Origin of the sequence: Pseudomonas wadenswilerensis (assembly GCF_900497695.1) — a bacterium.
Classification (GTDB): Bacteria; Pseudomonadota; Gammaproteobacteria; order Pseudomonadales; family Pseudomonadaceae; genus Aquipseudomonas; species Aquipseudomonas wadenswilerensis.
Genome location: NZ_UIDD01000007.1, coordinates 604,678 through 621,432, shown reverse-complemented (window position 1 = coordinate 621,432; position 16,755 = coordinate 604,678). Strand labels below are relative to the sequence as shown.

The following is a 16,755-nucleotide window of genomic DNA, read 5'->3' as shown; positions in this document are numbered from 1 at the left end:
CTGAAATCGGTATTGGTGTTCAGCAAAACCTGTGGTCTATAAAGGCTCTGGTCTTCCGGCCAGAGCCTTCACTGCATGAACATCCGTTGCCGTTCACTGTTCGCCGCGAGCATGGCCCACGCCGTGCACGATGGCCTCACCGACGTCATCTACGTATTGCTGCCGCTGTGGCAGGCGCAGTTTGCCCTGAGCTTCGTCCAGGTCGGCCTGCTGCGTGGCGCCTATGCCGGGATGATGGCTGGCCTGCAGCTGCTGGCCAGCCGCGCAGCGAAACGCTGGGGCCGGGAGCGGCTGTTAGTGGGCGGCACCGCCCTGGCCGGGCTGGCTTACCTGGTTGTCGGGCAGGCCGGTGGCCTGGGCATGCTGCTGTTCGCGTTGTTGCTGGGCGGCCTTGGCGCCAGTACCCAACACCCCCTGGCGTCCTCGTTGGTCACCGACACCCATGAGGCCGGGGGCGGGGTCAAGGAGGCGCTGGCGCATTACAATTTTGCCGGTGATATCGGCAAGATGCTGGTGCCCGCCGGGGTCGGCTTGCTGTTGCTGGTGACCAGCTGGCAAACCAGTGTGACCGTGCTGGGCCTGCTAGGCCTGGCTGTCGCTGCCGTGCTCTGGTGGCTGGTTGCACCGCAGACCTCGTTGGCGTCGAGCCCGCGCAAACCCGTCATTGCCAGTGGCAACGAGTCCAGCAATGGCCTGGCCGCATTGCTGCTGACCGGCACCCTCGATAGCGCAGTGCGCATGGGTTTTCTGACCTTTCTGCCGTTCCTGCTGCAAGGCAAGGGCGCAGGCTCTGCGGGTATCGGCCTGGCGTTGATGCTGCTGTTCGTCGGCGGCGCTTTCGGCAAGCTGCTGTGCGGCTACCTGGGCGCGCGCATCGGCATGATGAAAACCGTGTGGTGCACCGAGTCGCTGACCGCGCTGCTGATCGTGTTGATGCTGTTTTTGCCGCTGACGGCGATGCTGGCGCTGTTGCCGCTGCTGGGCCTGGTGCTCAATGGCACTTCGTCAGTGCTGTACGGGGTGGTGCCGGAACTGACGGGGGCGGGCAAGCGCGATCAGGCCTTTGCCTTGTTCTACACCGGCACCATCGGCGGTGGCGCGCTGGCACCGGTGGTGTTTGGGCGGGTAGGCGATGGGGCCGGCATCACGGCGGCAGTGATGACGCTCGCGGCAATCCTGCTGCTGACCCTGCCGCTGTCCTGGTGGGTAGAGCGGCAACTGCAATCGGGTTTGCCGACGACCGTTTAGCCACAGCGGCGCAGGCTGGACGCTATCCCACCCCCTGTGGCACTGTCGGCGCCACAGATCGGCAGCAAGCGGGGTTGGCCAATGCTCAGCAGTACCCAGTTCAAGGCATTCAATCGTTGTGTCCTGCAACTGGCCAGCCTTGCCCGCGAGCGCGGCGGTTCGCATTTCATCGCCGAGGGCCTGCAGGCGTTTCGCGCGCTCGTGCCGTTCGCCTCGGCCTGGTGGGGCGAGATGTCCGGCGCTGTCGCCAGTGCGCCGCCGCAAAGCTGGATGCACGGGCGCATCGACCTGCCGCCGGCCTTTGCCCGCGAATGGAGCGAAGTCGCCGGCATCGACTGCTTCGCCCACACCACCCTGGAGCGGCCGGGGCAGGTCGTGCGCGACAGCGAGTTCACCGACCCCAACGAAGCGGTCAATGTGTTCGCCCGCCGTTACGACCTCTACCACCTGATGTGCATCACCTTCGAGTTGCCACAGAGCGGTCTGAATTTCTACGTCTGCCTGTACCGAGGCCAGCACGATGCTGCTTTCAGCGACAGCGAGGATGAACTGTTCGCCGCCTTCTGCGAGCAGCTGCTGCAACTGTGGCGCTTTCAGGTGCAGGACATGATCCGTCTCGATACCGGCAACGCTGCTGCCGATTTTGGCATTGCCCGTCTGGATGGCAGCCTGCTGTATGTGGGCGCGCGCGTGTGCGCGGCGATCGAGCAAGCGCTGCCGGGCTGGAGCGGCTCGCTGCTGCCGCCGCAGGTGAGCGCGCAACTTGCCAGGGCGCCCTGCGTGATGCGCCTGGGCCGCAGCAGCCTGACCCTCAGTGGCAACGGCGAGCATGTAATCCTGTCGCTGGAGGCGCCACCCCCAGGGGTGCTGTTGGCCCCCCGCGAGCGCACCGCAGCCATGCTGTTCGCTGCCGGTCACTCCTACAAGGAAATCGCCCGGATCCTGTCCTTGAGCCCGGCAACCGTGCGCACCTACCTGCGCAATTGCTACGTGCAACTGGGGGTCAAGAGCAAGGTGGAACTGGGCGCGGCCTTGCGTGCGGCGCTGCCGGTGGCGGAAAAAACTGCCTGACCCTCCTCATTTGCAGAGGTCCCTTGCCTTGCTGCGCTCTATAGGGTGTGACCAGCCCCGATAACAACAAGAGAGCGCTGCAATGCAACGATTGATTCCCACGCTGTTGGCCACTGCGCTGGCCTGTTCTGCGCTGCCGGCATTGGCCGCTGCGGACCTGGTGCTGTTCAACGGCAAGGTGTTCACCGCCGAACCCGGCCAGGGCCTGATGCAAGCGGTCGCGGTCAAGGATGGCAAGGTCCTGCAAGTGGGCAGCGACGCACAGATCCAGGCCCTGGCCGATGCCCACACGCAACGTATCGACCTGGCGGGCAAGGTGCTGATGCCCGGCATGATCGACAGCCACAGCCACCCGGTGGTGGCGGCCTTCGACAGCCTCGGGGCCAACCTGCAGGATGAGGTCAAGCCGCTGCCCGAGCTTGAGCAGTGGATCCTGGCCGAGGTCGGGCAAGGCCGCGGCAAGGCGGGTGAGGTGATCAGTATCGCCGGGGTGAGTTCGGCCTACTGGGACAACAGCCGCGAGCTTGGCCAGCTGTTCAACCAGGGCCGCTGGGCCCGCCAGCCGCTGGTGCTCAGTGGCATCGACGGCCACACCGGCTGGGCCAACCAGGCCATGCTCAAGCGTTTGCAGATCGATGCTGCGCTGGTCAAGGGCCTGTCCGAACAGGACCGCAGCTATGTCGGGCATGACGTCGACTTCACCCCCAACGGCTACTTTGCCGAAGCGCGCTGGGACCAGGTACGCAGCCAGATTCCTGCGGCCAGCCAGGAAGTGATGCTCAAGGCCGCGCGCGAGGCGGTCAGGGTCAACAACCAGTACGGCGTCACCGCCTGGATGGATGCCGCGGCCAATGCCGGCAGCGGTGACTCGCTGTTCGACTTCAAGGCCACCGCGCAGACGGTTGGCGTGCTTCCGTTGTACCGGGCACTGGCCGAACGGGGCGAGCTCAATGCCCATGTCGCGGCGCTGATGATCACCAACCCCAAGAGCCGGCCGGCGGACCTTGAGGTGCTGGCCAAGGTCGTGAAGCAGTTCGAAGGCGTGCCCAACCTGAGCTTTCCGGGCATCAAGGTGTTCGTCGATGGCGTGCTGGAATACCCCGGGCAGACGGCGGCGGTGATCACCCCGTACAGCAACAGCCACAAGAATGGCCAACTGCTGATCGAGCCGCAGCACTTCGGCGAGTTGGTGGCGGCGGCCGAGCAGCGTGACTGGATCGTGCACATGCATGCGGTCGGCGACCGGGCGGTGCGCGAGTCGCTCAATGGCGTCGCCTATGCGCGCACGCTGCAGGGCACGCCGCTCGCCCACAGCATCAGCCACCTGCAATTGGTCGACCCCAAGGACTTTGCGCGCTTCAAGCAACTGGGGGTAATCGCCTCCATGCAACTGCTGTGGGCAACCGGCGAGAACTACACGGTCGAGCTGGTCAAACCTTACGTCAGCGCCCAGGCCTACGCCTACCAATACCCGGCGCACTCGCTGCAACAGGCCGGTGCAGTGATCGCCGGCGCCAGCGACTGGCCGGTGTCCAGCCCCAACCCGTGGAACGCCATTGCCCAGGCCATGACCCGCAAGGGCCCGCTGGGTGTGCTCAACGCCGGGGAAAGCGTCGATCGCCAGGTCATGTTCCAGGCCTACACCCTCAATGCCGCCAAAGCCCTGCGCCTGGAGCGGCAGATCGGCTCGCTGGCGCCCGGCAAGCAGGCCGACCTGATCGTGCTCGATCGCGATGTGTTCAAGGTCAGCGCCGAGGACCTGTTCGAGACCCGGGTGCTCAAGACCTACTTCGCCGGCAAGCAGGTTTACGCCAGCGAGTCCTGAAACCGCCGTTACCCGCACACTCATAACAACAGGGGTCTGGTATGAACACACGCTTGCTCATTGCTTTCGCCTGCCTGGCGCCGCTGACGGCCCAGGCACTGCCACTCAACGATGACTTCAGCCTCGACATGAGCCTTGCCGCCACCAGCGACTACCGCTCCCGTGGCATCTCGCAAAGCCTCGGCGACCCGGCGCTGCAGGCCGGTGCCACGCTGATGCACAGCAGTGGCCTGTACGTCGGCGCCTGGGCCTCGACGGTGGATTACGGCTTCGACTACAAGACCCGCCAGGAAATCGAGTACTACGCCGGCTGGTACTGGCAGGCTACCGAGGCCATCAGCCTGGACCTTGGTTATCTCAAGTACAGCTACCCCAAGGAAGGCCAGTTCAACATGAGCGAGGTTTACGCCATTGTTGACCTCTATGGGCTCAAGCTTGGCGCCTACTATTCCAATGATGCGCCAAATGCCTTTGGCAAGGACCAGGACACGTTGTACAGCTATGTTGCCTACAGTTTCGCCTTGCCGGCCGAGGTTGGCCTGGAGTTGCGGGCAGGGCGCAACGATGTCAAGGACCCGGCGTTCTGGTCGGCCAGTGGTGATGAGCGCAATACGTACTATGAGTGGGAGGCCAGGCTGAGTCGCGAGTTCGTCGGCGTGACCTGGGGCTTGAGCTATATCGATACCGACCTGTCCAAAAGCGAATGCAGCAGTTGGTATGGCTATGACGACCTGTGCTCGGCGACCGTGGTGGTGAGTGCCAGCAAGGCGTTCTGAGCCAGCATCAATCCAATCCTGTAGGTAGCGCCAAACCTGTGGGAGCGGGCTTGCCCCGCGATCGAGCGCGCAGCGCTCGTAATTTGCTGGCTGCACAAAGCCCATCGCTGGCAAGATGGGCGCAGTCCGGTAAAACGAGCGTCGTATGCCCCACGCCAACGATCACACGCCATGGCAGATATTCCTGATCTTCCTGCGCCTGGGCCTGACCTCCTTCGGCGGCCCCATCGCCCATCTTGGCTACTTTCGCGACGAGTTCGTCAGCCGCCGTCGCTGGCTGAGCGAGCGCAGTTATGCCGATCTTGTGACGCTTTGCCAGTTTCTGCCGGGGCCGGCCAGCAGCCAGGTCGGCATCGCCCTGGGGCTGTCGCGCGCAGGTTATGCCGGAGCGCTGGCTGCGTGGGCCGGGTTTACGCTGCCCTCGGCACTGGCGCTGATCCTGCTTGCCCTGGGGCTGGCCGGTTACGCTGAAGCGGTACCCGCCGGCATCCTCCATGGTTTGAAAGTGGTGGCTGTGGCGATCGTCGCCCAGGCGGTCTGGGGCATGGCACGCAACCTGTGCCCGGATGTGCCACGGATCTCCCTGATGGCAATTGCCACCTGCCTGGTGCTACTGGTGCCTGCGGCCTGGGCCCAGGTAGCGATAATTGCCGCCGCTGGCGTCGCCGGCCTGTTGCTGTTCAAGCCGGGCAACAGCGTCGAACACGATCCCTTGCCGATCGCCATCGGCCACCGCGCGGGCAGCCTCTGGCTGCTGCTGTTTTTTGCCCTGTTGCTAGGTTTGCCACTGTTGGCCGAACTCTGGGCCAGCCCGACCCTGAACATGATCGATGCCTTCTACCGCACCGGCTCCCTGGTGTTCGGTGGCGGTCACGTGATGCTGCCGTTGCTGCAGGCCGAGGTGGTGCCCACTGGCTGGGTCAGCAACGAGACGTTTCTGGCGGGGTACGGCGCCACCCAGGCAGTCCCCGGCCCGCTGTTCACCTTTGCCGCCTTTCTCGGTGCCTCGATGCACGGGCCGCAGTCCGGCTGGCCGGGGGCCGTCCTGTGCCTGCTGGCAATCTTCCTGCCGTCGTTTTTGCTGGTGCTCGGTGCGCTGCCGTTCTGGGAGCGCTTGCGCACCAACCAGCGCATGCAGGCGGCGATGCTCGGCATCAATGCGGCGGTGGTGGGGCTGTTGCTGGCGGCGCTTTATCAGCCGGTGTGGACCAGCGCCATCCTCCAGCCCCTGGACTTTGGCCTGGCGCTGCTGGCACTGGTGGCGCTGCTGTTCTGGAAACTGCCGCCCTGGCTGGTGGTGATTGCTTGTGGCCTGGGCGGCCAGTTGTTGAGCCTGCTCAGATGAAGATCGTACCGCGCATGAACAGCGCAGCCTGACCGCTGATGATCACCCGGCCGTTGTCCTGCACTTCACAGTGCAACTGGCCCTTGCGCGCACCGCCTTGCTCGGCTGTCAGGCTGCGCTTGCCCAGGCGCTCGGCCCAGTAGGGCGCGAGCGAAGTGTGGGCGGAACCGGTGACCGGGTCTTCGTTGACGCCTACCCGCGGGCCGAACCAGCGCGAGACGAAGTCGAAGTGCGTGCCGGCGGCAGTGACCGCAATGCCGCGCACGTCAAACGCGGCCAGCGCTGCAAAGTCGGGTTCAAGACCGGCAATCAGCGCTTGATCCTCGACCACCACCAGGTAGTCATCGGTGCGGTACAGCGCCTCGATCCGCTCCAGGCCCAGGGCCTGCAACAAGCCATCGGGCACTGCCACGGCTTGTGGCTGCTTGGCCGGGAAGTCCATGGCCAGGCGAGCACCGTCACGGCGAACCCGCAATTCGCCGCTACGGGTGGCAAAGCGCAGGGTGTCGCACTGTTCACCCAGTTGCTCGAACAATACCCAGGCGGTCGCCAGGGTGGCGTGGCCGCACAGGTCGACCTCTACCGTCGGGGTAAACCAGCGCAGCTCGAACAGCTCGCCGTTGCCTACTACATAGGCGGTTTCCGACAGGTTGTTCTCGGCAGCAATCTGCTGCAGCGTGGCATCCGGCAGCCAGGCTTCCAATGGGCACACCGCGGCCGGATTGCCGCCAAACGCCGTGGCCGAGAAAGCGTCTACCTGGAACATTTCAAGTTGCATGCTGATCATTCCTGTCCGTTATCTGCTGCCCGGATCTGCTCCAGGTAGTTGTAGATGGTGTAGCGGGTTACGCCGAGTGTGGCGGCGGCCTTTTCGATGCCGCCCTTGACGATGAACAGGCCGCGCTCCTGCATTTGCCGCACGGCCTCGATTTTTTGCGCTTTCTTCATGCCGAGCACGCCACCGGGGCAGGCGTCCTGGATGATCTCGGCCATCAGCTGCGTCATGTCTCTGGATTCATCCGGTGCTGGCGCAGGTGCGCTCGCCAGCCCCAGTAGCCCACCGAGCACTTGATGCGCGGCAGCGATTGCGCTGAGGTCAGTGTTGATGCACAGGCTGGCAAACGGCTGCCCGCTGCTGTCGCGATACACCACGGTAGCGCTGCGCAAGGGACGGCCGTCGGGGGCGAGGGTGGCGTAGTTCTCGATCACGACGGGATCGCTACTTGAGCGATCGTCCATAGCCCGGCGCACGGCGGCGAAACCCAGGTCATGGCGTGGCCCACCCAATACCGAACCACCGACCTGGCGCCCGGTGACATGGCCGTTGGCGATGGCGAGGATGGAGCGCTGCGGCTTGAGCAGGTCATGCAGGACAATTTCGGTGTGGGAGCCGAGTGCATGGCTGAGCATTTTCAGCGTGCTGTGCAGTACACCAAGAATCAGCCGTCGTTCGCTGCTCAATGCGCTGGAAACCTTCATCAGGACCTTCGAGAGAGTTGAATAATGGCGATCAAGCTATCAACAGATAGTTGAAATATCAACTTACTGTAGAATATTTAACCTGCATTTCCATCCGGTAGGGCCCTGGCGGATTGCGTCCGCCCGGCTCAGGCACTTAAGATATAACCATTCTCATTTAATGCCTGCGCCAATGAACGTGCCTCCTCCTGCTGACAGTCTCGACACCTTGTACAAGGGCTATCACGGCTGGTTGCTGGGGTGGCTGCGGCGACGCCTGGACTGTCCGCACAATGCCGCCGACCTGGCGCAGGACACCTTCGTGCGCCTGCTCAGTGCGGGTGCCTACGTGGCGCCGCGCGAGCCGCGGGCGTTTCTGGCCACGGTGGCGCGACGGCTGCTGGTCGACCGCAGCCGTCGGCAAAAGCTCGAACAAGCTTACCGTGAAGAACTTGCCCGGTACGTCGAGCACCTCGACCAGGCCCCATCCCCCGAACAACTGCTGGCGGCGGTAAATGCCCTTGAACACATTGCCCGCGCCCTGGAACAGATGAGCTCTCGCGTACGTCAGGTGTTCATCCTGCGTCACCTGGAAGGCCTGAGCCATGCGCAAATCGCCGAGCGCTTTCAGGTCTCGAGCAAAACCGTGCAGAACGATCTGGTCCAGGCTCTGTTGCAGTGTCACGCCGCCAGCGAGTCGGCACGATGAGCCCGTCACCCAGCGCCGCGGTATTGCGCGAGGCTGCCGAATGGTTGGTGCGCCTGGACGATGAGCCGAGCGCTGCCGACCAGCAGGCGTTCGGCGCCTGGTTGGCTGAATCCGACGAACACCTGGACGCCGTGCAACGCTTGCAAGGTAGCCTCGCGTCGCTGCGCCAGCTGCCTCGTGCCCCGGCCCGCGCTGCCTTGCAGCGGGTGACGGCAGCAAGCCCCGGCAAGCACGCACTCAAGGCGCTGGCCGTCGGCCTGGCACTGTTGTTGCCGGCCACGGCGTTGCTCCAGCATTATCCGCCAGCCTACCTGATGGCCGATCTGCGCACGGGCACTGGCCAGTGGCGCAGCGAGCAATTGCCGGACGGCAGCCGCATCAGCCTGGAGGGCCGTTCGGCGGTCGACCTGCAGTTCGATGCACAGACCCGCACCTTGCGCCTGGTCAGTGGCGAGATCCTCGTGGAAGTGGCCAAGGACGCCACTCGGCCATTCAAGGTGGTCACCGAGCACGGCAGTATTCGCGCGCTGGGCACGCGCTTCGTAGTGGAGCGCCTGGGCGATAGCACGCGCCTGGTGATGATCGAGTCGAGCACCGAAGTGCGCAGCGGCGCCAGCACCCAGACGGTGAGTGCCGGGCAGCAGGTGCAGTTCAGTGCCGCGGGCATGCAGGCGCTGCAGGCAGTGGATGCCTCGGGCCTGGAGCAGGCATGGGCCAGGCAGCAGATGCTGGTGCGCGAACAACCCTTGAGCGAGGTGCTGGAGCGCCTGGCCCGCAATCATCAGGGCTACCTGCTGTTCGACGCCAAGGCCCTGGCGCACCTGAACGTCACTGCGGTGCTGCCTGCCGACGACAGTGAGCGGGCCTTGCGCCTGCTGGCGCGCAGTTTCCCGATCCGGGTGGAGCACTACACGCCTTGGCTGACCCGTGTCAGACTCGAATAAAAATTATTATCAAGCGCTTCCAGTTCTTGTTACCCGAGCGTCCTTGTATTAGCCCAATACATCGGAGAGTCGGGAACATGTTTTCACCCAAGCCATTCAAGCCCTGCCGTGCGTTGACCCTGGCGGTCCATTTCGCCCTTGGCGCCGTGCCTCTGCTGGCAGCCCAGCCGCTACAGGCCCAGCAGCAGATAAAACGCTACGACATTCCTGGCGGCCCTTTGGGTGACGTGCTGAGCCGCTTTGCCCGCGAGAGCGGCCTGGCCATCTCGTTCAATGCCGGGCAAGTGGCAGGCCTTGCCAGTGCCGGTCTGCAGGGCAGTTACGCGGTGCAGGAAGGGTTCGCCCAGGTCCTGCGGGGCCATGCATTGCAGGCACAGGCGAGCAGCGATGGCTATGTGCTGGTCGAGGTGCCCGCCGCCAATGGGGCATTGGAACTGGGCGCCACCAGTATCAATGGACAGATGCTGGGAAGCATCACCGAAGACAGTGGTTCCTACACCACCGGGCCGATGCAGACGGCGACCAAACTGCCGCTGACTATCCGCGAGACGCCGCAGTCAGTGACGGTGATCACCCGTCAGCGCATGGACGACCAGAACCTGCGCAGCCTTGAAGATGTGCTCAAGAGCACCCCGGGCATGTCGATGACCAAGGATGGCCCGCAGCGCCCGACGTTCTACGCGCGTGGCTTTACCGTGGAAAACCTGATGAACGACGGGCTGTCCAACGACCTGTCGCATTACCTGTCGCGGGACATGAACTCGGCGCCGGACATGGCCATCTACGACCACGTCGAAGTGGTGCGCGGCGCCACCGGGTTGATGCAGGGGGCGGGTACGCCGTCGGCGGCCATCAACATGGTGCGCAAGCGCCCGACCGCGGACCCGCGCGTGAGCATCACCGCCAGCGCCGGTAGCTGGGACAACTACCGCAGCGAAGTGGATGCTTCCGGGCCACTCAACGACAACGCCACCTTGCGCGGGCGGGTAGTCACGGCGTACCAGACGCGCAACAGCTTTCAGGATGTCACCGACAGCGAGCGTTCGGTGTTCTACGCCATTGGCGAAGCCGACCTCAGCGACAACAGCACCCTGACCCTCGGCGTCTCCAACCAGCGTGTCAACAACACCGCGACCTGGGGCGGCTTGCCAACGGCCATCGATGGCAGCGACCTGCATTTGTCCCGCAAGACCTACCTGGGCAATGACTGGGAGTACTGGGACCAGGACAACACCACGGTGTTCAGCCGCCTGGATTACCGCTTCGACAACGACTGGAAACTGCTGTTGGCCGCCAGCCGCACCTGGTCGGACCTGAAGATGCTGGGCACCATGACCGAACGCATGGGCGACGGGGGCGAGGTGTTCGGTCAGTACCTGGGCCAGTACCACTATGACGATGAGCAGAGCAGTTACGACGCCTACGCATCGGGGCCTTTCCAGTTGCTCGGGCGGACCCATGAACTGGTGGTCGGGGCCAGCCGGCGTGAGCTGACCTTCGAAGGCAAGGGCAACTACAGCGACGACGCAATCGGCATGGATATCTACAACTGGGACCCGGGCTCGCTGCCCAAGCGCGAGCTGGACCTGAGCTACTGGCATCAGGACCGCGAGACCTCGCAGACCGGCGCCTACCTGACCACCCGCTTCAACCTGGCCGATGACCTGAAGCTGATCCTCGGCGGGCGCCTGGACTGGTACGACAACGACACCAGCACCCGCAACGGCAGCCGCGCGCCAACCGGCAGCGACTACTCGGTGACGCGCCATGTCACGCGTTACGCCGGCATCATCTATGACCTGGATGTGCACCATTCGCTATACGCCAGCTACACCGACATCTTCAAGCCGCAGTCGGAACTGGACGCGGCGGGCGCCGCGATCGAGCCGATGGAGGGCAAGAACTATGAGCTCGGGATCAAGGGCGAGTACTTCGACGGCAGCTTGAATGCCAGTGCCGCAGTGTTTCGCATCGACCAGCAAAACCGCGCCAAGACGCTTGAGCTCAATGAGTGCTCGGCGCTGGTGCCCAGTTGCGCGGAGGCTGCCGGCAAATTGCGCAGCGAAGGGATCGAACTTGAGCTCAACGGCACCGTTCTGCCGGGCTGGGAGTTGGGCGCGGGCTATACCTTTGCCCAGGTCAAATACGTCAAGGACAGCAACCCGGCCAACGAGGGACGCCTGTTCGATACTGACATTCCCCGGCATGTGTTCAAGGCCTTCACCACCTATCAACTGCCGGGTGAACTGCAACGCTGGAAGGTCGGTGGCGGCCTGTACCGGCAGAACCAGATCTACAACAAGGGCAACAATTTCTATGCCACCGAGAGCCGTTACCGTATCGAGCAGGAGGCCTATACCCTGGTCGATCTGATGCTCAACTACCAGGCTTCCGAGCACCTCGATGTGCGCTTGAACCTCAACAACGTGTTCGACAAGAAGTACTACCAGAGCATTGCCGGCAATACCGGCTACGGCGGCAACCTGTACGGCGATCCGCGCAACTTCATGCTGACCACGCGCTGGAGCTTCTAAGGCCAGGGCTGGTGCCAAGATGAGGCCGGTGCAGCCAGCACATCAGCTTCGGTGCATGCCGCGCTCAAGTTTCGCCATCTTGCGCCGAAGCACTCTGGCCCTCCGCTCAAAAATAAGGACATCCCGTGTTGAGAAAGCTGCTCCAGGCCACCGCTATCATCGCCACCCTGTCGATGACTGGCTGCGTGTCCTACAACGTCACCGGCCCATTGGGCGCCCCGCAACATCCTGCCGCCAGCACCAGCCCGCGCACGGCGCAAGTGGCCGATGTGGCGGTCACCGCACCGGGTATCGACGAGGCCACGCGCAAGGCCATCAGCCGCTCGCTGACTGCGCAGCTCGACCAGTACGTCGAGGCCGGCAAGTACTTCAAGCAGGTCAGCGAATACCCGACCCGCCTGGATGAGCAGGACGTGATGCTCAAGTTCAACATGACCTCGCTCAAGGGCCATCGCGGGCCACATCCAGGCTACGTGCCGGGGGCCTTGCTGACCCTGACCGTGTGGATCTGGGTCAACGGCCCGATCTATGTCGACAGCTTCGACGTCGCCGGTGACCTGGTGATCGAGGATCGCAACGGCAAGACCCTGGCCAGCTCCCGCCAGGCGCTCAAGCTCGAGCGCAATGTCGGCCTCTACCGCCGCGAATACTGGGCCCCGACCCTGGGTGCGCCGCAACTCAACGAAGTGGTTGCCAAGCTGCTTGACGACGCCACGCTGAAACTGGCCAAACAGTAATTTCCAGGAAGACTCCCATGCTGCGTATCATCAAGGCCAACCTGCTGCTCGGCGCTGTGCTGCTGACTGGCTGCGTCTCTTACTCGCAACACGAATTGGCGCCGGTCCAGAGCTGGCCGCCACAGGCACAAGCGCAGGCGGTTAAGCCGACCGCCTACGTACGTACCACCGCCCAGTACCAGGTCAATCGCGGCCAGCCCAATGCCACCGCCGGCGGGCCGGCCGAAGCCTGGGAGAAAGCGCTGGTCGAGACCTACAATCAGTCCGGGCGCTTCGCCCGGGTGAGCACCGAGAAAGTCGCGGCGGATATCTACGCCGAATCGACCCTGACCAACCATGAGCAGTACAGCGTGGCGTCGGCGATCATTACCGGGGCGACCTTCTTCATCATCCCGTCGACGGCGCGCAATACCTTTACCCTCGACACGGTGTTCAAGGACAAGGACGGCAAGGAGCTGGGGCGCATCAGCAAAAGCGAGTCGGTACGCACCTGGATGCACCTGGTGCTGATCGTCGGGATTCCGTTCCAGCAGGACACCCGCGAACTGGTCCGCCAGTTGACCCAAAGCACGCTGGACGAGGCGGTCAAGCGCCAGTTGTTGTAAGGCCTCATTGCTGCAAGCCAGCTCCTACAGGCCCTGCACCAACCCTGTGGGAGCCGGCCTTGCCGGCGATGGGCTACGCAGTAGCCCCGCGCAACAAGCGCTCGACCTGCGCCAGCTCCCAGGTGCTGAGCAAACTCACCGGATCGGTGCCCCATTGCCAACGGTCCAGCGTGCCCTCACGGCCGTCACTGCTGCAGCACTTGAGGCAATGGTGCAGGTGGGTACCGTCGAAATCCAGGCTCAGGCGCCAACCGTCGATGTCGACTTCAGTGCCGACACGCCGCAACGGACGAACGCCCAGGGCGGCATCACGCAGTTGCTGGCAAACCTCACGGGCGCTCAGGGCTGGCATCGGTTCCCCCTCTCAAGGTGCATGGCATAGGCAAAATGGGGTTCGAGCATAAAGCCTGCCGGCGCCAGTGTCAGCCAGTGCGCCAGGGCTTGATCTGCCGCGGCCAAGTGCGTAGCGTCCGCGCCTTGGCCTTTTGAGTAACCGCTATGACCCTGATGGAACGACTCTTCACCTGCGCGTTTGGATTGAGCGCAATGGCCCCGGCCCTGGCTGCCGACAACCTGGCCATTCAACACTGGACCCAGCCCAGTGGCGCGCGGGTCTACCTGTTGCCTCAAAGCCAGGCCAGCGACCTGCAGATCCAGGTTGACTTCGATGCCGGCAGCCGCCGCGACCCACTGGACCAACCGGGCCTGGCGGTGCTTGGCGCAGCGCTTGCGGTGGAAGGTATCCATGCCCAGGGCGATGCCCCGGAGCTGAACGGCAACGCGCTGCGAATGGCCTGGATGCGCCTGGACAGTGAACTGAATACCCAGGTCGATGCCGACCGCTTCAGCTACATCCTGAAGATCACCGACACCAGTGCCCAGCGCCAGGCCGAGGCCACGGCGTTGCTCGGTCGGCAGATTGCCGAACCGGCCTTTGCCGGCAGCATCTGGTTCCGGGCCAAGCCGTATTACATTCGCCAGGTCAACGGCGAAACCACCCGGCGTTTTGCCGGGGTAGGGCAACGCTTTGCCCAGGCGGTGTATGGCGACCATCCCTATGGCCGCGAACTGACCCGCCCAGGGCTGCAGCGCAACAAGCAGATTGACCTGGACGAGTACGCGCTACCGTTCGGCTATGCTCTGACCCCGGCCATGCTCGAGCGCACCCGCATGGAAGATTTGCGCACGCATTACCGTGCAATGATGCTGCCATGCCGGGCCACGGTCAGCCTGGTCGGCAATCTTGACCGGGCTCAGGCCGATGCCGTGGCCAATGCAGTGCTTGGGCGCTTGCCGAGCGGTGATTGCACCGCGTTGCCAGCGCTGCCCAAAGTGCAGGCGTTGAGCCAGGCCAGCCGCGAGCAACTGGAACCGCAGCAAGGTACGATCTGGATACAGATCGGCCAGCCGGCAGTGCCACGCAGCGACCCGGACTTTTTCCCGTTGCTGCTGGGCAGCGACATTCTCGGTGGCGAGCACTGGCCGACGCGGCTCAATCGGGCCGTGGGCGCTGAGCTTGGCGGCGATGTCAGCTGGGAATCGGCCAGCTACTTCGCCATGGGCCAACAGGCCGGGGCCTTCGTGATCTCGCTGGAAGTCCCTGCCGGGCATCAGGAGCAGGCACAGAAGGCGGCCCATCAGGCGTTGACGCGCTTTGTCAGCGAGGGCCCGAGCGCCGAGGAACTGGCTGAGGCCAAGGCGCGGCTACTCGAGCTTTTTGCCGGCACCAGCCGCCACCGCCTGCTTGAGCATGTTGCGCAGATCGCCTTGAACGGCTTGCCGGACGATACCCTGGTGACCTGGCGCCAACAGCTTGAGGCGGTGACGCCTGCGCAAGTCAAGGCGGCGTTTAAACGCGTCGTTCAGCCACAGAAGCTGGCGACCGTGGTGGCGGGGCAAGATCTGTAGGAGCGGCGGTGCGGCGATCCGACTTGCCCCGCGAAAAGGGGATTGTGAAATTTCCCACGCATCATGATAATGAGAGTAATTACCATTAATGTGTGATCACCCTCGTGCCGAGCTCTGTCCACTCCAAGGCTATCGTCGCCCACCTCTATAGCGACCATCATCGCTGGTTGCGCGCCTGGCTGTACCGCCGGCTGAACTGCCCGCACGATGCAGCGGACCTGGCCCAGGACACCTTTGTCCGGGCCATGACCAGCAGCGCCTTGCCCGCCCTTGAAGAACCCCGCGCCTTTCTCGCCACCGTCGCCCGCCGCCTGCTGAGCAACTTGTTTCGGCGTCGTGCGCTGGAGCAGGCCTACCTCGACGAGCTGGCGTGCCTGCCCGAACACTGCATGCCCTCGGCCGAAGACGTGGTGCTGGTGCGTGAAGCGCTGGCCGAAATCGACCGCGTGCTCGATGGCCTGCCGGTGCGGGTGCGTCACGCCTTTATCCTGCATCGCCTCGAAGGCATGAGCCAGCCGAGCATTGCCGAGCATCTGGGGGTGTCGCTGGCCACGGTCGAGCGCGACCTGCGCCGGGCCTTCGTGCATTGCCTGAGCGCGAGGCCGGAATGAGCAACACACAACTGGACCGCGCCACCCACGAAGCAGTGGACTGGCTGCTCAAGCTGGAGAATGTTGCTGCCGGCAGCCCGTTGCTGGTGGCGTTCAACAGCTGGCTCGAACAGTCTCCCGGCCATCAGGCCGCTTGGCAGCGGGTCAATGCCTTGCTCGGCGACCCCCTGGCCGATCTGCAGCAAGCCGAACAGCGCAACCCCGGCCAGTTGGCCATGGCCAGCCGCAGTTTGCGTGCCTTGCCTTCGCCGTCGCGGCGCAAGGCACTGGGCGGCGGTCTGGCGATGTTGTTGCTGGGGCTGGGCGCCGGGGCAATTGGTAATCGGGTGGCGCCGCTGGGCGATTTGCTTGCCGACCTGCGCACCGGCACCGGTGAACGGCGTACCTTCACCCTGGCCGATGGTTCGCGCCTGTGCCTGAACGCGCGCAGCGCGGTGGATGTGCGTTTCAGCGCCGGGCAGCGGCTGGTGCTGCTGCGCGACGGTGAGCTGCAAGCCGATGTGGCCGCAGAGCCGGGCCGGCCCTTTATCGTCGCTACCCGCGAAGGCCAGGTGCAAGCCCTGGGCACGCGCTTTAGCGTGCGCCAGGAAGAGCGCCAGAGCCTGGTTTCGGTGCAACAGCACAGCGTCATGCTCAGCAGCGGCAGCGCGCCAGCCCAGCGTGTGGAAGAGGGCCAGGCCTTCCGCTTTGATGGCCACGGCAGTCAGCCTGTGGCGGCCTCACTGCGCACCCGGGCGAGCTGGGCCGATGGCCGCATCGATGTCCGCGACGAGCCTCTGGGCGAGCTGATCGAGGCCTTGCGCCCGTACCGCGCCGGGCTGTTGCGCATCAGCCCGCAGGCCGCGCAGGTACGCGTCTATGGCAGCTTCCCGCTGGATGACAGCGAGCGCACCTTGCGCTCCCTGGCCGAGACCCTGCCGATCCGGGTCGACAGCTTTGGCGGCTGGCTGACCCGTATCGATGTGATCTGAATAAAAATAATTA

At 64.3% G+C, this 16,755-nt stretch carries 16 protein-coding genes; 13 read left to right on the top strand and 3 right to left on the bottom strand.

Annotated features, from left to right (window positions below):
• Nucleotides 1-75 precede the first annotated feature (75 nt).
• From CCOS864_RS13945 to chrA, 5 genes are all read left to right on the top strand, one after another.
• The gene (locus CCOS864_RS13945) at nt 76-1,248 is read left to right on the top strand and encodes an MFS transporter (RefSeq protein WP_115086838.1); all 1,173 of its coding nucleotides are present in this window, start codon (nt 76-78) and stop codon (nt 1,246-1,248) included.
• An 81-nt stretch (nt 1,249-1,329) separates the two neighbouring features.
• The gene (locus tag CCOS864_RS13940) at nt 1,330-2,319 is read left to right on the top strand and encodes a helix-turn-helix transcriptional regulator (protein WP_115086837.1); all 990 of its coding nucleotides are present in this window, start codon (nt 1,330-1,332) and stop codon (nt 2,317-2,319) included.
• Between the two features lie 82 nt (nt 2,320-2,401).
• Nucleotides 2,402-4,144 (top strand): amidohydrolase, encoded by a 1,743-nt coding sequence (locus CCOS864_RS13935; protein WP_115086836.1) that lies wholly within the window; start codon nt 2,402-2,404, stop codon nt 4,142-4,144.
• 41 nt (nt 4,145-4,185) lie between these two features.
• The gene (locus CCOS864_RS13930; RefSeq protein WP_115086835.1) at nt 4,186-4,920 is read left to right on the top strand and encodes a TorF family putative porin; all 735 of its coding nucleotides are present in this window, start codon (nt 4,186-4,188) and stop codon (nt 4,918-4,920) included.
• A 145-nt stretch (nt 4,921-5,065) separates the two neighbouring features.
• On the top strand, nt 5,066-6,265 hold the full coding sequence (gene chrA / locus CCOS864_RS13925) for a chromate efflux transporter (protein WP_115086834.1): 1,200 nt from the start codon (nt 5,066-5,068) through the stop codon (nt 6,263-6,265).
• On the opposite strand, the gene CCOS864_RS13920 is transcribed toward chrA, so the two are convergent.
• Together CCOS864_RS13920 and CCOS864_RS13915 are read right to left on the bottom strand one after the other, a co-directional pair.
• On the bottom strand, nt 6,258-7,043 hold the full coding sequence (locus CCOS864_RS13920; protein WP_115087121.1) for a PhzF family phenazine biosynthesis protein: 786 nt from the start codon (nt 7,041-7,043) through the stop codon (nt 6,258-6,260). The genes chrA and CCOS864_RS13920 overlap by 8 nt on opposite strands.
• Nucleotides 7,044-7,048: 5 nt before the next feature.
• Nucleotides 7,049-7,744, bottom strand: a complete 696-nt coding sequence (locus CCOS864_RS13915) for a helix-turn-helix transcriptional regulator (protein WP_115086833.1) — start codon at nt 7,742-7,744, stop codon at nt 7,049-7,051.
• A gap of 172 nt (nt 7,745-7,916) precedes the next feature.
• Here CCOS864_RS13915 and CCOS864_RS13910 point away from each other — a divergent pair, with 172 nt between their 5' ends.
• From CCOS864_RS13910 to CCOS864_RS13890, 5 genes are all read left to right on the top strand, one after another.
• On the top strand, nt 7,917-8,432 hold the full coding sequence (locus CCOS864_RS13910) for a sigma-70 family RNA polymerase sigma factor (RefSeq protein WP_166675755.1): 516 nt from the start codon (nt 7,917-7,919) through the stop codon (nt 8,430-8,432).
• Entirely contained in the window at nt 8,429-9,376 is a 948-nt protein-coding gene (locus CCOS864_RS13905; protein ID WP_115086831.1) for a FecR family protein, read from the top strand. The genes CCOS864_RS13910 and CCOS864_RS13905 overlap by 4 nt, the downstream gene beginning before the upstream one ends.
• A gap of 77 nt (nt 9,377-9,453) precedes the next feature.
• A complete protein-coding gene (locus CCOS864_RS13900) occupies nt 9,454-11,910 on the top strand; it encodes a TonB-dependent siderophore receptor (RefSeq protein ID WP_115086830.1) in 2,457 nt (818 codons plus the stop codon).
• Between the two features lie 125 nt (nt 11,911-12,035).
• Complete coding sequence (locus CCOS864_RS13895) at nt 12,036-12,647, top strand: hypothetical protein (protein ID WP_115086829.1); 612 nt, start codon at nt 12,036-12,038, stop codon at nt 12,645-12,647.
• 17 nt (nt 12,648-12,664) lie between these two features.
• Nucleotides 12,665-13,252 carry a hypothetical protein gene (locus tag CCOS864_RS13890; RefSeq protein WP_115086828.1) on the top strand — a complete coding sequence of 196 codons (588 nt, stop codon included), beginning with the start codon at nt 12,665-12,667 and terminating at the stop codon, nt 13,250-13,252.
• 73 nt (nt 13,253-13,325) lie between these two features.
• Here CCOS864_RS13890 and CCOS864_RS13885 read toward each other — a convergent pair whose 3' ends face one another.
• Nucleotides 13,326-13,604 carry a DUF7693 family protein gene (locus CCOS864_RS13885; protein WP_115086827.1) on the bottom strand — a complete coding sequence of 93 codons (279 nt, stop codon included), beginning with the start codon at nt 13,602-13,604 and terminating at the stop codon, nt 13,326-13,328.
• A gap of 194 nt (nt 13,605-13,798) precedes the next feature.
• Here CCOS864_RS13885 and CCOS864_RS13880 point away from each other — a divergent pair, with 194 nt between their 5' ends.
• The 3 genes from CCOS864_RS13880 to CCOS864_RS13870 all read left to right on the top strand — a co-directional run bounded on the left by CCOS864_RS13880 (nt 13,799) and on the right by CCOS864_RS13870 (nt 16,742).
• Nucleotides 13,799-15,160: a M16 family metallopeptidase gene (locus CCOS864_RS13880; RefSeq protein WP_166675754.1), complete on the top strand. Its 1,362-nt coding sequence runs from the start codon at nt 13,799-13,801 to the stop codon at nt 15,158-15,160.
• Between the two features lie 104 nt (nt 15,161-15,264).
• Entirely contained in the window at nt 15,265-15,771 is a 507-nt protein-coding gene (locus CCOS864_RS13875; protein WP_115087120.1) for a sigma-70 family RNA polymerase sigma factor, read from the top strand.
• On the top strand, nt 15,768-16,742 hold the full coding sequence (locus tag CCOS864_RS13870; RefSeq protein WP_115086825.1) for a FecR domain-containing protein: 975 nt from the start codon (nt 15,768-15,770) through the stop codon (nt 16,740-16,742). The genes CCOS864_RS13875 and CCOS864_RS13870 overlap by 4 nt, the downstream gene beginning before the upstream one ends.
• Nucleotides 16,743-16,755 lie beyond the last annotated feature (13 nt).

Coding starts and splice junctions, on each gene's coding strand:
- CCOS864_RS13900 (WP_115086830.1), top strand. CDS start 9,454: ATGTTTTCACCCAAGCCATTCAAGCCCTGCCGTGCGTTGACCCTGGCG.
- CCOS864_RS13870 (WP_115086825.1), top strand. CDS start 15,768: ATGAGCAACACACAACTGGACCGCGCCACCCACGAAGCAGTGGACTGG.
- CCOS864_RS13920 (WP_115087121.1), bottom strand. CDS start 7,043: ATGCAACTTGAAATGTTCCAGGTAGACGCTTTCTCGGCCACGGCGTTT.
- chrA (WP_115086834.1), top strand. CDS start 5,066: ATGCCCCACGCCAACGATCACACGCCATGGCAGATATTCCTGATCTTC.
- CCOS864_RS13910 (WP_166675755.1), top strand. CDS start 7,917: ATGAACGTGCCTCCTCCTGCTGACAGTCTCGACACCTTGTACAAGGGC.
- CCOS864_RS13905 (WP_115086831.1), top strand. CDS start 8,429: ATGAGCCCGTCACCCAGCGCCGCGGTATTGCGCGAGGCTGCCGAATGG.
- CCOS864_RS13930 (WP_115086835.1), top strand. CDS start 4,186: ATGAACACACGCTTGCTCATTGCTTTCGCCTGCCTGGCGCCGCTGACG.
- CCOS864_RS13935 (WP_115086836.1), top strand. CDS start 2,402: ATGCAACGATTGATTCCCACGCTGTTGGCCACTGCGCTGGCCTGTTCT.
- CCOS864_RS13945 (WP_115086838.1), top strand. CDS start 76: ATGAACATCCGTTGCCGTTCACTGTTCGCCGCGAGCATGGCCCACGCC.
- CCOS864_RS13915 (WP_115086833.1), bottom strand. CDS start 7,744: ATGAAGGTTTCCAGCGCATTGAGCAGCGAACGACGGCTGATTCTTGGT.
- CCOS864_RS13890 (WP_115086828.1), top strand. CDS start 12,665: ATGCTGCGTATCATCAAGGCCAACCTGCTGCTCGGCGCTGTGCTGCTG.
- CCOS864_RS13940 (WP_115086837.1), top strand. CDS start 1,330: ATGCTCAGCAGTACCCAGTTCAAGGCATTCAATCGTTGTGTCCTGCAA.
- CCOS864_RS13885 (WP_115086827.1), bottom strand. CDS start 13,604: ATGCCAGCCCTGAGCGCCCGTGAGGTTTGCCAGCAACTGCGTGATGCC.
- CCOS864_RS13880 (WP_166675754.1), top strand. CDS start 13,799: ATGGCCCCGGCCCTGGCTGCCGACAACCTGGCCATTCAACACTGGACC.